Origin of the sequence: Microbacterium sp. BH-3-3-3, from assembly GCF_001792815.1 — a bacterium.
Classification (GTDB): domain Bacteria; phylum Actinomycetota; class Actinomycetes; order Actinomycetales; family Microbacteriaceae; genus Microbacterium.
Map to the genome: position 1 here is coordinate 1,382,270 of NZ_CP017674.1, position 15,110 is coordinate 1,397,379.

The following is a 15,110-nucleotide window of genomic DNA, read 5'->3' on the forward strand; positions in this document are numbered from 1 at the left end:
ATGGGCATCGCCGGAAAGATCATCCACGAGCAGCGGGAACGCCTGCGCGAGGCAGGCAGCGACCGGTGGCGGATCGTGAGCGCTCAGCTTGCGGCGAAGGTCGGCCCGATGGCCGTTCGCGGCGCGCTGCTGGCCCCTCGCCTGGGCTCGTCGCGGGGGCTGCCCTTGATCGGCCGGGGCGTCCGCGTACGCAACGCCCACCTGGTGCACGCGGGCGCCGACCTCATCGTCGAGGACTTCGCCGAGATCCAGGGGCTCAGCCGTGACGGCATCCGTTTCGGCGACCGCGTGTCGATCGGCACGGGCACCCTCATCCGTCCGAGCAGCTATTACTCCCGCGCCATCGGGGTGGGCCTGACCATGGGCGACGGCAGCAGCCTGTCCCCCGGGTGCTACATCGGCTGCTCCGGCGGAGTCACGATCGGCGAGAAGACGATGCTCGGTCCGGGTGTGCGGGTCTTCGCCGAAGACCACGTGATGAGCGATCCCTCACTCGACGTCAAGTCCCAGGGCGTCGCCTGGTCGCCCATCACGATCGGCGCCGGCTGCTGGATCGCGAGCGGTGTGACCATCACTTCGGGCGTCACGATCGGCGACGGTGCCGTCGTCGCCGCGGGTGCGGTGGTGACCCGCGACGTGCCAGCCGGCGCCGTCTACGGCGGGATCCCCGCCCGGGAGCTGAAGTCGCGGAGCACCCCGTGAGCCGTCGACACCGGTGCATCGTCGTCCACCCATCGGACGAGATGTACGGCGCGGATCGCGTTCTGCTCGAGGTCCTGCGCACCAGACCCGCCGACGTCGACGTCGAGGTGTGGCTCCCCACCGACATCGAGTACCCCGAGCGGCGGCTGTCGCGCGCGCTCCAGGATGCCGGCATCCCCGTCCGCCGTCTCGCGTTGCCGATCATGCGCCGCGCCTACCTGCGACCGGCCCGTCTGCCGGGCCTGGCGTGGCGCACGATCACGACGAGTCTGCGGCTCCTGGCCGCGCGGCCGAGCCTGGTGTACCTCAACACCGCGGCCGCAGCCCTCGCCACCCCGGCAGCACGCCTGTCGGGCGCCCGGGTCGTTCTGCATCTGCACGAACACATCGACGGACGATCGCGTGCCGTGCTGCCCTTCCTGCGGTTCGCGCACCGCATCATCGCCGTCAGCGCCGCGGTGGCCGATGTGCTCCCCCACCGGCTTCGCGGCCGCACGCGCATCGTGAACAACGGTTTCGAGGCGGCACCCCCCACCGAGTTGCCATCCTTCGAAGACGGCATCCGCGTCGTCATCGCCAGCCGGTGGAATGCGTGGAAGGGACACGAGGTGCTTTTGAAGGCGTGGGGGGCGACGGAGCGCGCCGACCTGCGGCTCGACGTGCTCGGTGATCGCCCGCCGAGCGGTGAAGCCGTCGACGTACCCGCCCTCGTGGCGACGTCGCCCCGTGGGTCGAGCATCACCGTCGTGGGGCCGACGTCGGACGTTCGTCCGCACCTCGACGCCGCGCACGTCGTCCTCGTACCGAGCATTCTCCCCGACCCCCTGCCGACCATCGCGATCGAAGCCCTCGGGGCGGGTCGCGCTCTGCTGGCGAGCGACGGCGGGGGTCTTCGCGAGATCGCCGGGAACAGTCCGCTGCTCGTCACCCCCGGCGATGTGGAGGCCTGGACGAAAGCTCTGGACGCCCTCGACGAAGAGACCGTGCGCGCAGCCGCCGGCACTGCCCGGGCGCGATTCGACGAGCTCTTCTCGCGCTCCAGCTTCGACCGCCGCATCGAAGACGAGTTGTGGAGCGAGGTCCCCCGCTCATGACCTTCTCCCCCGCTCTCGCCTACGCCCGGCCGAGCCTCAGCGCCCGGACGCGACTCATCACGCTCATCCTCATCGGCGCGGTCGTCATGAGCTCGTTCCTCGGACGCTACGACGCCGAGATCGTCGGGTTCCGCGTACGCGTGGAGCAGGTCGTTCCGCTGGCGCTCGCGGCGTGGATGCTGGTGCACCCGATGCTGCGCGGAGCGTTCCTCCGCGCACTCCGTCACCCCGTGCCGCTCGTGTACGCCGCGTTCGTGGCGTGGAACGTCGTGACGACGCTCGTGTTCTCGCCGAGCCTGACGTGGAGCGCGTCGATCCTCATCTGGCTCGTCATCGACCTGCTGCTGCTCGTCTCGATGATGGCTCTCGCCGAAGGCGCGGACCTCGCGGCACGTCTCGGACGCATCTCGGTGGCACCGTGGGCTCTCGTCGGCTTCGCCGCCTACGTCATCGCCAACGTCACCCGCGGGCAGATCGCCCTCGGCACCGACTTCGACTGGTTGTACGAGGTCTACGTCTCGCGCCTCACGGCCATCGAGGCGAACATCTACGCCTCGATCCTGATCTTCTGGACCCTGCTGACGATCACCCGACGCGGGATCGGCCGGTGGGAGACCGCGGCCATCGCGATCGCCGTGCCGCTCGGCCTCGTCGCCTCGCAGACGCGCACCGCCGTGTTCAGCCTGGTGCTGGGTCTGGGCGTCTTCGTACTGTTCACGGTGTTCTCGCTCCGCTCCGCCTGGCGCGAGCGCCTCACCCGCGTGCTCCCGGCCGGGGTGCTGGTCGTGACGCTGGTCGTCACGTACGGCATCATCGCGGCCCTCGGCGGCACCGAGCCCGCCGACCGCACTCTGCCTCCGTCGGCGAGCCCCACGGCATCCGTCTCCGCGACGCCGGTCGACGAGGTGACCCCCTCTCCCGCGCCCACGCGCGAACCCGACCCCACCAACCCCGAACAGCAGAACAAGATCGGCGACGTCGACTTCCAGGGCGGCACGATCGGCTTCCGCCTCGAGGTCGCCCGACTCGCCGCGCAGGAGATGCACGGCGTCAACCTGTGGTTCGGCAACGGCACGAACACCTTCGGGCTGCGGCACGAGCAGCCGGGCACCCCGGGGATCAGCGGGCACATCATCATGCTGCCCGTGCAGGTGCTCTACGACGGCGGGATCGTGGGCCTGGGCCTGCTGGTCGCCCTCTTCGTCACCGTGTTCGTCTGCGTCCCCCGCGAACGCAAACCCGTGGCCGCGGGCCTCCTGGCCTCGTATCTGCTGTCGGCGACGCTCACGAGCATGTTCTGGTTCGCGATCACCTGGATCCTCATCGCGGTGATCCTGCGCCCCCTCGGTGACGACGAGCGCAACGGTTCACGTGACAGTGGGCGCGGAAACGCGCGCGAACCCGACCGTGTCTTCGGCCGCGCCTGAGGCGCCGCGGCCCCACCGGGCCCGCAGCGTCGCCCTGCTGACGGCCGTGTCGGCGCTGTCGGCGATCTCGCCCCTCATCGCCCTCCCGCTCATCACACGCGCCGCCGGCCCCACCGGCTTCGCCGAGATCGCTATCGGGCAGGCCCTGGGGACGCTCGCGGCCACCCTCATCACCTTCGGGTGGGCCGTGCGCGGCCCGGTCGAGGCGGCGAGGTCCGCGCACCCCTCGCGGGTCTTCCGCGCGAGCATCGTGGTGCGCGGGGCGAACAGCCTCGTCGTGCTGCCCCTCGTCGCCGTCGCCGCCGCCCTGGCCAGCCACGCCGACGATCACGCTCTCGCGATCGTCTCGGCGCTGGCGTTCTCGCTGCAGGGCCTGTCGCTCAGCTGGTACGCCGTCGGGGTCGGTCGACCGCTCCTGGCGCTCGTGTTCGACGCGGTCCCCCGGATCGTGCTCAACCTCGCCGGAGCGATAGCGGCGCTGGCCACCGGCATCCCTCTGCTCTACCCGGCGGTGCTGCTCGTCGGCACGCTCGCGGCGTTCCTCGTCGCCACGTGGCTCATCGGACTGCGTGAACGCTTCTCGACGCGTGCGGCGATCGCCGACGCGCGAGCGGCCTACCGTGGGGGCTGGCGCACGGCGCTGGCCGCCGGGCTGCTGACATTCTCTGAGACGGCGCCCCTCTCGACGCTCGGTATCGCCGGCGCGCCCGCGGCGATCGGTTTCGCTCCGTTCGACCGCGTGCTGAAATACGGCTACATCGGCGTCTACATGATCACCGGCTCGTTCCAGGGGTGGGTCTCGTCGGCCACCGGCGAGGCAGGGCGCCGCCGCATGCGCCGCGCCGTCGGCCTGCACGCCCTGCTCGCGATCGCGCTCGGCGCCGGCTTCGCCCTCGTCGTCCCGTGGGCCACGCCCATCGTGCTGGGCCCGGGATTCGGGATCTCGTCACTCACCGCCCTCTTCGGCGGGATCGCGTTGGCGGCGATGACGATCGCCACGGCGCTCGGCATGTGCGTCGTGCTGCCCGCGGGGCGCGACGGCGCCTACCTCGCCGCGGTGTGCGTCGGCGCGGTGCTGATCGTGCCCGCGGTGCTCATCGGCGCCTCGACGCTCGGCGTCGCGGGCGCGGCCGCGGGTGTCGCCGCGGTGCAGCTCGCCGTGCTGGGTGCGCTGTCGGTCACCGCCGTACCGGTGCTCCGCGGACGCTGAGCCCTCAGGCCAGCAGGTAGCCGGCGACCGAGAGCGCGACCCAGACCATCGGGAAGACGAGGCTCAGCAGCAGCGGCCCCCAGAAGCGCAGCGAGAGCCCCACGAAGACGGATGCCGCGATGCCGAGGCCCACGAACAGCGCGGTCGGCATGCCCGACACGGTGCCCGAGAAGACGAGCGGGATGACCGCGAATGCGAGGGCGGACACGACGCCGGCCACCACGCGAGCAATGGTCGGGGTGAAGCGCGTCGACGCATAGCTCAGAGCCGCCGGGAAGACGAAGCCGATGGCGAAGAAGGCCAGCATTACGGTGACGACGAACGGCGCCACGACACCCAGCAGCAGCCACCGCGGCGACAGCGCCGCGAACGCCGGCCACCCGAGGGACCCTGCCGCGATGCCGGTGACGAAGGGCAGAATCGCGCCGAGCACGAGTGCCCAGAGAACGTCGAGGCCCCGCAGCGAGAAGAATCCGGCGGGCCGCGTGCGGGCCATCAGCCCGAGGCCGGTCCCCCCGACGACGACGGATGCCAGGACACTGCCGACGCTGCGACCCGCGGCTCCGTTGAAGGCGACTCCGGCCAACAGCCCGACGACGATGGCGACGACGAGCGCCGCGGCGGCTGCCACCAGGGGCTTCCAGGTACCGAAGAACCCGGATGCCGGGCGTCCAGCCGGACGATCCTTCGAGGCACGCGGGCGCTCGACGGGACGTTCGACCGCGTCGCGGTCGACGCCGCCCAGGGCGCCGGACGGACCGGGGTCGGGGATCGTTCGCGCCTCGCGACGGGAGCGTCGGCTCGGCTCGAGGGAGGCGTCATTCATCCGTTCAGCTTAGGGGCTGGACGCGGCGACCCTCCGGTCGCGGAAAGGGACCCGCTGAATGCAGGGAAACGCTCGTCGGTCGTCGCGTGCGCCATTGCTGCCCGTTTCGCGCGCGGCAGCAGTTTTGCCCGCACTTCACCACGAACGAACGGGCGGGAATGTCCAGTAGGCTCGCGCTCACTCCGATTACAAGGTCGAGACATCTGGGACCCGAAATGACACGCCGCGGTGAGAATGTCCCCGCAGTTTCGCGACGCCTCAAGCGACCGACGAAGCTGCCCGAAGTCGCGCTTCCCTCCCCCGTCGCCGTCGAACTGCTCACCGCGGCGATCAACGACTTCGCGCGTCTGCACGGTGTCCGGGTGCTCACCATCAAAGGCCGAGCGCTCACGGAGCAAGGGCTCAGGGCGGTGCGAGATTCGTCCGATGTCGATGTCCTGGTCGATCCGGCGGACTTCTCGCGGCTCTGGAACATTCTTCGCGCGAACGGCTGGAGCGATCGCGACAAGGCGGTCCTGGTGGATCTTCCCCCCGCCGGCTCTGTGCTCGCCCCGCACGCACGGACCCTCGAGCACGCCCAATGGCCGTGCCATCTCGACCTTCACCGGTACTACCCGGGGCTTGTGAAGCCCGTCCAAGAGGTGTTCGACGCCCTCTGGGAGGCGCGTGGTTCGGTGCGTATCGCGCACGCGGAATGCGTCGTGCCCTCGCCGTCTGATCACTGGCTGATCGCCGCCGTGCATGCCGCACGCTCTCATGACGATGCGCAGGCAATGGATCTCGAGGACAGGGCTCGAGCGCGACTCGACGGGGATCTTCGCGATGTGATCTCGCGCGCTCGAGTGCTGGGGGCGGCGGGGCCGCTCGCCGGCACTCTTCAGCGCGTCACGGGCCAGACGATCCCGATTCCGGCGGACGAGCAACGTCTCACCGATCTCTGGAGTCGTCGGTTGGGCTCCGATCAGACGCTGCCGGAAGCCGTGGTCGAGCAGTTCGCGGATGCCGGATGGACCGCCCGCCTGCAGCTCGCGGCCCGCAAGGTGGTCCCCAGCGCGCGCTTCGCTCAGGCCTTCTTCGGGGTGAAGAACGATCCGCTCAGCCTCGCGGCGTTCTACATCCGCCGAGCTGTGACCGCGCCCCTGAAACTGGCCAGGATCGTCTCCTCGACCCGGAAGAGGCGCTGAATGGACATGAACTCGGACCACGTGCTGTACAAAATGGCGGAGATCGGCTGGGTCCGCACCGGCGACGTGGTCTACGTGACCCTGCCCGCTCAGCTGCGCCCCTTCGCTGTCCTGCAGCTCTCCGAGACCGGCTCGGCGATCTGGGAGCTCGTCGATGGCCGGCGCCGCATCAGCGGCATCGTGGCCGAGACCGCGCGCCAGTGGGGTATCGATGAGAAAGACGTCGCCGACGCCGTCACGAGCTTCGCGGACGCACTCGTGACGCAGAACGTCCTCGGCATCCGACCCGAGTGACGAGTCGCCTCCTGACCGGGGGTGACGCTCTCGCTTACCGCGCTGAGCGACGCGAGCGACGCGAGCCCGGCGTCGGCGCATCCGCGACGGCGTCGGGGTTCGACACCGCCGCCGCGACGGGCACCGGCGCCGCGACGGCCGTCGTCGAGTAGTAGTCACCGGTGTACTGGTAATCGTCGTAGCCCCGGCCCCGTCCGCGCACGGGTACACGGTTGATGACGACGCCCAGGCATCGCGCACTCGCCTTCTCGAGGTTCAGCATCGCCTTGTTCAGCGTCTCGACGGTGGTCTTGCCGACGCTCGCCACGACCATCACCCCGTCCGCATGATGGCCCAGCACGGCGGCATCCGTCACCGGCAGCAGCGGCGGGGCGTCGATGATCACCGTGGCGCCCGCAGCGAGCATCCGCATCAGGTCGCGCATGCGTTCCGAGCCCAGGACCTCCGAGGGATTGGGCGGCAGGATGCCGGCACCGAGGACGGAGAGATTGCCATCGACGCCGACGGGCTGCGCGACGTCGTCGAACGTCGCCCGGCCCGCGAGCACGTCCGTCAGTCCCGCACCGTCCACCAAGCCGAAGATGTTGGCGATCATCGGTCGGCGGAGGTCTCCGTCGATGAGGACCACGCGCTGTCCACTCGCGGCGAGGACGATCGCGAGGTTGGCGCTGGTCGTCGACTTGCCGTCTCCGGGAAGCGGACTACTGATGACGATGACCCGCGGCGGGTTGTCCACGTCGATGAACTGCAGGTTCGTGCGAAGCTCGCGCAGCGCCTCGGCCACGCGGAAATACTTGGCCCTCGCGCCGGCGCTGGCACCGCCGTCGAGCGGAACGAGGCGATCGGCGGCGGTGAAGGACTTCTCGAACGGAATCGTTCCCACGACCGGGTGACCCGTCTCCCGCTCCACCACGTCGGCCGATCGGATCCGTCGATCGAGAACGTACCGAACGACCGCGCCGGCGATGCCCGCGGCCAGACCCGCCAGCGCACCCACGGCCAGCGCGATCCGCCAGTTGGGCGAGCTCGGACTCCGCGGCAGCTGCGCCGAATCCCCGGCGACGAGCTCGACCAACGGCTGCGCCCCGCCTCGGGACTCCAGCCGGGCGATCTCGGAGGCCATCGCCTGGATCCAGGACTGCGCGAGGTCGCGGGCACCCTCGGGGGTCGAGGCGTTCGCTACGACGACGAGGTTGACGGTGTCGACGGGATTGGTCACCCGTACCTGGTCGACCAACGACTCCGGGCTGGCCGAGAGCCCCAACTGGGCGATGACATCATCGGCGACGGAACGCCAAGTGCCGAGGTCGATGTAGGACTTGACCTTGGACTTCGCGAGGTTGTCCGCGATCAAGGCGGATCCGGTGTCTTGGCCCTCGCCGGTCGTCACCGAGACGAAGCCGCCAGCATCAGCGGTGTAGACGGGCTTCTGCAGCGCGACCCACCCGGCGGCCCCGCCGATCCCGATGATCGTTCCGAGAAGCAGCCACACCCAGCCCACTCGAATGATGCGCAGGTATGTCTGCAACTCCATCGTTCACACGCTCCCTTTGCACGCCGCCATCGCGACGCCCCGCCCCCAGGCGCCGTCGGCGCGAATCCCGAGAGAATGCCTCGGGCAACCCGATTCTAGAACCCGTCCGCAGCACAATGCGAAATCACAAGTCCGCATTCATCGTGGAACTCCGTGGGTCGACCCAACTGCCCTCTACGCCCGTCCGATTCCCCGGACAGTCGCCATACGCCAGAGCGCGCCGCATGGTCCTCACCGATGCGAACCCGCTTTGTCTTGCAATTCTCTGGACCATCATTCCGGAGTCTCCTCGCACATCGAGCAGGGCTCGGGCGAATTCGACGCGAAGGCTCCTCAGATAGGCCGAAGGGGAGGTGCCGCGTTTCTCGAACAAGCGCAGGAGATGCCTCGACGTGATGTGCAGTTCGGAGGCCGCCGCGGACACCGAGAACTGAGGGTCGGTATACCTCGACTCGAAGTGCAGGCGAACGCGCGCGAACGTCGACATCCGCGCCGCCGAGACGACTTCACGCTCCCCCGACGAGAAGAGCACCGCGAACGCGATGTCGGCGAGCGTCCGCTCCATGACGAGCGCCTCCACCACGCTCAGGGTGGGCCGCATGCTCGCAACGGTGGTGACGTAGGAGCGCGCCGCCAGCGCCGGCGTGGTCAGCAGGGGCCGTGACGTCACCCGATCGACATCGAGGCCGAGGTCTTCGAGCGCATCGCGCGGCAGCCAGAGCGTCGCCGCCGCACCCCGTGCCCAGCGGACGCGCAGGGGCGTGCCATGCCGCAGAAGGAGGGGCGCCCTGTCCTCATCCGCCGCGGAGCCACCCTCGATCTCAGCCGTCGCGTCATCGACGGGAAAGACGATGCCCAGATAACCGGTGTCGCCGGCTGCCGACCACGTCCACTCGTCGTCGTCGTCGACGGCGTGCAGCGTCACCGCCGCGCGCCCTGCGGACGTCACCGCCGCGGGATGCGGGATGCGCGACATCCGCAGGTGATCTCTGAGGAGCGCGCGGATTGGTGCTCGATCGACCGGGGTAAGAGCTCCCCCGATGAGGACACTACTCACGGGCCCCCCAGTCCGGATCAGGTTCGAAACATCAGGGGGCGGTCGAAGACCGGTTGCCGACACTCTTCGTTCGACGAAGATGACCGGTCACCGGGGAGCAGGCCCCGCCTCCGCCCCCTTACAGTCGGGGCGGGGCACTGCGTCCATCGAAAACTAGCGACGAGGGTGGCCCTGGGCGAGGGATGGAGCGCCCCATCAGTAGTTTTCCCGGTGGCGGCGCGTCTACCTGGGTACACCCGGGCGCCGCCCGCCCGGTACCCTGCTCAGCAGCTCAGAGGATGCCAGCACCCACGGGAACGAGGATCGAGCCAGCGGCGGAGAGCGTCCGCTGGGGGAACACCACGTTCACACTCACCGGGAACGTCGCCAGGACGTTGATGGGGATCCCTGTCCGGCTGCCGGCGAGACCCCACACGATGGGGATGTTCAGCGTTCCCCCCGACGCGACGCTGATGCTGCGCGTCGTGGTGAACTGTGTGATCGGGAAGCCGTACTGCGAACCCAGCGCGCTCTGGTAGGTGGCAGAGCGCTGCCCGGCCGTAGACGCGATGCCGTCGAAGCGGTCGACGCCGAAGCCGTGCGCGCGCCCTACGGTGACGTTGATTCCCGAAGGCCGGCCGACGGTCACCGTGACCGTCGCGTTGCCGGTGAGAGCGCCGGCACCGTTGATCAGGGAGAGGTTCGTCGGCACGGTGATGGCCACACCGGCCGTCAGCGTCGACGACGAGTCGAGCACCCGCAGAGCCAAGAGACTCGTCACCGGTGTCGTCAGTTGCAATGCGGCGTTATTGACCGACGCCGCGGCACTGGGGGCCGCAACCGCGGCCGCGATGACCGGCACCGACCATGCGGCGCCCTTGAGCACGGTGCGACGTTGCACGCCAGCCCGGGCCCCGTCCGCCGTGAGTGACGCTTCCTTCGACGAAAATTCTTCCAACATCGGTTCCCCCTCGCGTGAAGGCGGGAGCCGATCGGTCCCGCCTCCGAGATACTCGCGAAGGGCGTTGCTCAGATCACCAGCGAGGTCTCGTATGGACCGCAAAGGGTCGGATACTGGCACCGCATCGGGGACGAACGCGGAATGCCGTCGTTCTCGCGCGCGACAGGAATGTCACAGCGAGCCGACGGCATCCGGAAACGACAAAGGCCGGGCCCGAAGGCCCGGCCTGTGCCGAGTGAAGTCGAAAGAGACTTACTTGACGATCTTGGTCACCGTACCGGCGCCGACGGTGCGGCCACCCTCACGGATCGCGTAGCCGAGGCCCTCTTCCATGGCGATCGGCTGGATGAGCTCGACCGACATTTCGGTGGTGTCACCGGGCATGACCATCTCGGTGCCCTCGGGCAGCGTGATGACGCCGGTCACGTCGGTGGTGCGGAAGTAGAACTGCGGGCGGTAGTTCGTGAAGAACGGGTTGTGGCGGCCGCCCTCTTCCTTGGACAGGATGTACGCCGTGCCCTCGAAGTTGGTGTGCGGGGTGACCGAACCGGGCTTCACGATGACCTGGCCACGCTCGACGTCGTCACGCTTGGTGCCGCGAAGGAGCAGACCACAGTTCTCGCCGGCCCAGGCCTCGTCGAGCTGCTTGTGGAACATCTCGATACCCGTGACCGTGGTCTTCTGCGTCGGGCGGATGCCGACGATCTCGATCTCGGAGTTGATCGCGAGGGTACCGCGCTCGGCGCGACCCGTGACGACCGTGCCACGGCCCGTGATGGTGAAGACGTCCTCGATGGGCATGAGGAACGGCTTGTCCTTGTCACGCACCGGGTCGGGGATCGACTCGTCGACGGCTTCCATGAGCTCGACGATGGCGTTGACCCACTGCTCGTCGCCCTCGAGAGCCTTGAGGCCCGAGACGCGGACGACGGGGGCGTTGTCGCCGTCGAAGTCCTGCGACGAGAGGAGCTCGCGAACCTCGAGCTCGACGAGCTCCAGGATCTCCTCGTCGTCGACCATGTCCGACTTGTTCAGCGCGACGAGCAGGTAGGGAACGCCGACCTGCTTGGCGAGCAGCACGTGCTCACGCGTCTGAGCCATCGGGCCGTCGGTGGCGGCGACCACGAGGATCGCGCCGTCCATCTGCGCGGCACCGGTGATCATGTTCTTGATGTAGTCGGCGTGGCCGGGCGCGTCGACGTGCGCGTAGTGGCGCTTGGGGGTCTCGTACTCGACGTGCGAGATGTTGATCGTGATACCACGCTGACGCTCTTCCGGCGCCGAGTCGATCGACGCGAAGTCACGCTGAACGTTGGTGGCCGACGGGAACTTGTCGGCGAGCACCTTCGAGATGGCAGCGGTGAGCGTGGTCTTGCCGTGGTCGACGTGACCGATCGTTCCGATGTTCACGTGCGGCTTGGTCCGCTCGAACTTGGCCTTAGCCACTGGGTCCTCCTCAGGACGTTGGTTGCGAGGTCTCGGGCACTGGATTGCGACCGGTTCTTCGCGGGGGTTGTTCTCAGATTACTAGAGAGTCGGTATTCAGTTTGAGTGGATGCCGGGAACCCGTGCCGAAGCAGGGGCTCCCGGCATCCGCGAGGGAGGTGTTACTCGCCCTTGTTCTTCTGGACGATCTCGTCAGCAACGGCGCGAGGAACCTCGGCGTAGCTGTCGAACTCCATCGAGTACACGGCACGGCCCGAGGTCTTCGAGCGCAGGTCGCCGATGTAGCCGAACATCTCGGACAGCGGAACGAGCGCCCGCACGACCTTGACGCCCTGGGCATCTTCCATCGACTGGATCTGTCCGCGACGCGAGTTGAGGTCACCGATGACGTCGCCCATGTACTCCTCGGGAGTACGCACCTCGACCGACATGAGCGGCTCGAGGATGACGGGGTTGGCCTTGCGGATCGCTTCCTTGAAGCCCATGGAGCCGGCGATCTTGAACGCCATCTCCGAGGAGTCGACGTCGTGCGACGCGCCGTCGAGCAGGATCGCCTTGACGCCCACCATGGGGTAGCCGGCGAGCACGCCGACGTTCATGGCGTCCTGGAAGCCCTGGTCGGTGGGTCCGATGTACTCGCGGGGGATACGACCACCGCTGACCTTGTTCTCGAACTCGTAGATCTTCTCGGCCGTGACCTCGAGGGGCTCGAGCGCGAACTGGATCTTGGCGAACTGACCCGAACCACCGGTCTGCTTCTTGTGCGTGTAGTCGTGACGCTCGACGGTCTTCTTGATCGTCTCGCGGTACGCGACCTGCGGCTTGCCGACGTTGGCCTCGACCTTGAACTCGCGCTTCATGCGGTCCACGAGGATGTCGAGGTGCAGCTCGCCCATGCCCTTGATGACCGTCTGGCCGGTGTCGTTGTTCTGCTCGACACGGAACGTGGGGTCTTCTTCGGCGAGCTTCTGGATCGCGAGACCCAGCTTCTCCTGGTCGGCCTTGGTCTTCGGCTCGATCGCGACCTCGATGACGGGCTCGGGGAACGTCATCGACTCGAGGACGACCTGGTTCTGCGCGTCGCAGAGGGTGTCGCCGGTCGTGGTGTCCTTGAGGCCGATGACCGCGTAGATGTGACCGGCGGTGACCGAGGGAACCGGGTTCTCCTTGTTGGCGTACATCTGGAAGATCTTCCCGATGCGCTCCTTCTTGGACTTCGTCGAGTTGACGATCTGCGCGCCCGAGTCGAGGTGACCGGAGTACACGCGGATGTAGGTCAGACGACCGAAGAAGGGGTGCGTGACGATCTTGAACGCCAGCGCGGTGAAGGGCTCTTCACGATCGGCGTGCCGCTCGATGATCGTCTCTTCGTTCTTCGGGTCGTGCGCCTCGATGGCCGGCACGTCGAGGGGCGACGGCAGGTAGTCGATGACGGCGTCCAGCATGGGCTGCACACCGCGGTTCTTGAACGCCGAGCCGCAGAGCACCGGGTAGATCTCGGAGTTGACCGTCAGCTTGCGGATCGCGGCCTTGATCTCGGCGACGGTGAGCTCTTCGCCACCGAAGTGCTTCTCGAGGAGCTCTTCGTCGGTCTCGGCGACGGTCTCGAGGAGCTCTTCGCGGTACTTCGCGACGACGTCGGCCATGTCGGCCGGGATCTCCTGGATGTCGTACTTGGCGCCCATGGTGACATCACCCTTGGCGTCGCCCGCCCAGACGAGTGCGCGCATCTCGACGAGGTCGACGACACCGATGAAGTCGTTCTCGACGCCGATGGGCAGCTGGATGACCAGCGGCTTCGCCTTGAGCTTGTTGATGATGGTGTCGACGGTGAAGTAGAAGTCCGCGCCGAGCTTGTCCATCTTGTTGACGAAGCAGATACGGGGGACGTTGTACTTGTCGGCCTGACGCCACACGGTCTCCGACTGGGGCTCGACGCCCTCTTTGCCGTCGAAGACGGCGACGGCGCCATCGAGCACGCGGAGCGAACGCTCCACCTCGACGGTGAAGTCGACGTGCCCGGGGGTGTCGATGATGTTGATCTGGTTCTTGTCCCAGAAGCACGTCACAGCAGCGGAGGTGATCGTGATGCCACGCTCCTGCTCCTGCTCCATCCAGTCGGTCGTCGAAGCGCCGTCGTGCGTCTCGCCGATCTTGTGGTTGGTTCCCGTGTAGTACAGGATGCGCTCGGTCGTCGTCGTCTTGCCGGCATCGATGTGCGCCATGATGCCGATGTTGCGGACCTTGGTGAGGTCGGTGAGCACGTCTTGTGCCACGGGGTGTCCTTACGTGTGGTGGCGGATGTCGTGGGTTCTTCGACGGGCTCGCGGGCCGGGTCGGCCGCCCGAGCCCGTCGAAGAAGGAGCTGTTACCAGCGGTAGTGCGCGAAGGCGCGGTTCGACTCGGCCATCTTGTGGGTGTCTTCGCGGCGCTTGACCGCGGCACCGAGGCCGTTCGAGGCGTCGAGGATCTCGTTCTGCAGACGCTCGGTCATCGTCTTCTCACGACGACCCTTCGCGTAGCTCACGAGCCAGCGCAGCGCGAGGGTGTTCGCGCGGTGCGGCTTGACTTCGACGGGCACCTGGTAGGTCGAGCCACCGACGCGGCGGCTCTTGACCTCGAGGGTGGGACGGACGTTGTCGAGCGCCTTCTTCAGCGTGGCGACGGCGTCCTGGCTGTTCTTCGCCTCGACACCCTTGAGGGCGGTGTAGACGATCGACTCTGCGATCGACTTCTTACCGTCGACGAGGATCTTGTTGACCAGCTGGCTGACGATCGGAGCACCGTAGACCGGGTCGTTGACGACCGGACGCTTGGTGACGGGACCTTTACGAGGCATCTGACTCAGCCCTTCTTCGCACCGTAGCGGCTGCGAGCCTGCTTACGGTTTTTGACGGCCTGGGTGTCGAGTGCACCGCGGACGATCTTGTAACGGACACCGGGGAGGTCCTTGACGCGACCGCCGCGGACGAGCACGAGCGAGTGCTCCTGCAGGTTGTGGCCCTCGCCGGGGATGTAGGCGGTGACCTCGGTGCCGTTGCGCAGCTTCACGCGGGCGACCTTGCGCATGGCCGAGTTCGGCTTCTTGGGGGTCGTCGTGTACACGCGGGTGCACACGCCGGCCTGCTGGGGGTTCGACTTCAGCGCGGGAGCCTTGGTCTTTGTGACCTTCGGCGAGCGGCCCTTGCGAACCAACTGCTGAATGGTTGGCACGTTCTCTCCTTGATTGTGCTGCGCGGTTCCTTGCGGTTCTGCGCAGGGTGCTGCACGGTGACAGCGTCGTGTCTCCCCCGAAACGTCGTGGATCTTGCGATCCGTGACGTGTCGGGCTCACGTGGAATCCGCCACGCGCCAGAATGATCGGACGCGGTCGTGGTGGATATGCCGTGGGGGTGA

The 15,110-nt window shown here is 67.9% G+C and carries 14 protein-coding genes; 6 read left to right on the forward strand and 8 right to left on the reverse strand.

Annotation, left to right across the window (positions count from 1 at the left end):
• Genes BJP65_RS17085 through BJP65_RS06500 form a run of 4 tightly spaced genes read left to right on the forward strand, consistent with a single transcriptional unit; the run spans position 1 to position 4,433 of the window.
• On the forward strand, positions 1 to 702 hold the full coding sequence (locus BJP65_RS17085) for a DapH/DapD/GlmU-related protein (RefSeq protein ID WP_070408601.1): 702 nt from the start codon (positions 1 to 3) through the stop codon (positions 700 to 702).
• A complete protein-coding gene (locus tag BJP65_RS06490; RefSeq protein WP_156784840.1) occupies positions 699 to 1,796 on the forward strand; it encodes a glycosyltransferase family 4 protein in 1,098 nt (365 codons plus the stop codon). Before BJP65_RS17085 ends, BJP65_RS06490 begins: the two co-directional genes overlap by 4 nt.
• Positions 1,793 to 3,223, forward strand: a complete 1,431-nt coding sequence (locus BJP65_RS06495; protein ID WP_181016000.1) for an O-antigen ligase — start codon at positions 1,793 to 1,795, stop codon at positions 3,221 to 3,223. Before BJP65_RS06490 ends, BJP65_RS06495 begins: the two co-directional genes overlap by 4 nt.
• Positions 3,204 to 4,433, forward strand: a complete 1,230-nt coding sequence (locus BJP65_RS06500) for a hypothetical protein (protein WP_156784841.1) — start codon at positions 3,204 to 3,206, stop codon at positions 4,431 to 4,433. Before BJP65_RS06495 ends, BJP65_RS06500 begins: the two co-directional genes overlap by 20 nt.
• 4 nt (positions 4,434 to 4,437) lie before the next feature.
• On the opposite strand, the gene BJP65_RS06505 is transcribed toward BJP65_RS06500, so the two are convergent.
• Complete coding sequence (locus tag BJP65_RS06505) at positions 4,438 to 5,259, reverse strand: hypothetical protein (protein ID WP_070408604.1); 822 nt, start codon at positions 5,257 to 5,259, stop codon at positions 4,438 to 4,440.
• Between the two features lie 215 nt (positions 5,260 to 5,474).
• Between BJP65_RS06505 and BJP65_RS06510 the strand changes: the two genes are divergently transcribed.
• Positions 5,475 to 6,443: a nucleotidyltransferase family protein gene (locus BJP65_RS06510; RefSeq protein ID WP_070408605.1), complete on the forward strand. Its 969-nt coding sequence runs from the start codon at positions 5,475 to 5,477 to the stop codon at positions 6,441 to 6,443.
• Positions 6,444 to 6,464: 21 nt separating this feature from the next.
• Positions 6,465 to 6,737 (forward strand): PqqD family protein, encoded by a 273-nt coding sequence (locus BJP65_RS06515; protein ID WP_181016001.1) that lies wholly within the window; start codon positions 6,465 to 6,467, stop codon positions 6,735 to 6,737.
• A 34-nt stretch (positions 6,738 to 6,771) separates the two neighbouring features.
• Here BJP65_RS06515 and BJP65_RS06520 read toward each other — a convergent pair whose 3' ends face one another.
• The 7 genes from BJP65_RS06520 to rpsL form a co-directional block, all read right to left on the reverse strand.
• The gene (locus tag BJP65_RS06520; RefSeq protein ID WP_070408607.1) at positions 6,772 to 8,271 is read right to left on the reverse strand and encodes a polysaccharide biosynthesis tyrosine autokinase; all 1,500 of its coding nucleotides are present in this window, start codon (positions 8,269 to 8,271) and stop codon (positions 6,772 to 6,774) included.
• A gap of 124 nt (positions 8,272 to 8,395) precedes the next feature.
• A complete protein-coding gene (locus BJP65_RS06525; protein WP_070408608.1) occupies positions 8,396 to 9,247 on the reverse strand; it encodes a helix-turn-helix domain-containing protein in 852 nt (283 codons plus the stop codon).
• Positions 9,248 to 9,599: 352 nt separating this feature from the next.
• Positions 9,600 to 10,208, reverse strand: a complete 609-nt coding sequence (locus BJP65_RS06530) for a hypothetical protein (RefSeq protein ID WP_070408609.1) — start codon at positions 10,206 to 10,208, stop codon at positions 9,600 to 9,602.
• A 312-nt stretch (positions 10,209 to 10,520) separates the two neighbouring features.
• Positions 10,521 to 11,714 carry an elongation factor Tu gene (gene tuf, locus BJP65_RS06535; RefSeq protein ID WP_055833601.1) on the reverse strand — a complete coding sequence of 398 codons (1,194 nt, stop codon included), beginning with the start codon at positions 11,712 to 11,714 and terminating at the stop codon, positions 10,521 to 10,523.
• A 161-nt stretch (positions 11,715 to 11,875) separates the two neighbouring features.
• Entirely contained in the window at positions 11,876 to 13,990 is a 2,115-nt protein-coding gene (gene fusA, locus BJP65_RS06540) for an elongation factor G (RefSeq protein ID WP_055833598.1), read from the reverse strand.
• Between the two features lie 92 nt (positions 13,991 to 14,082).
• On the reverse strand, positions 14,083 to 14,553 hold the full coding sequence (gene rpsG, locus BJP65_RS06545) for a 30S ribosomal protein S7 (RefSeq protein ID WP_055833595.1): 471 nt from the start codon (positions 14,551 to 14,553) through the stop codon (positions 14,083 to 14,085).
• Between the two features lie 5 nt (positions 14,554 to 14,558).
• Complete coding sequence (gene rpsL / locus BJP65_RS06550; protein WP_017201609.1) at positions 14,559 to 14,927, reverse strand: 30S ribosomal protein S12; 369 nt, start codon at positions 14,925 to 14,927, stop codon at positions 14,559 to 14,561.
• Positions 14,928 to 15,110: the final 183 nt, after the last annotated feature.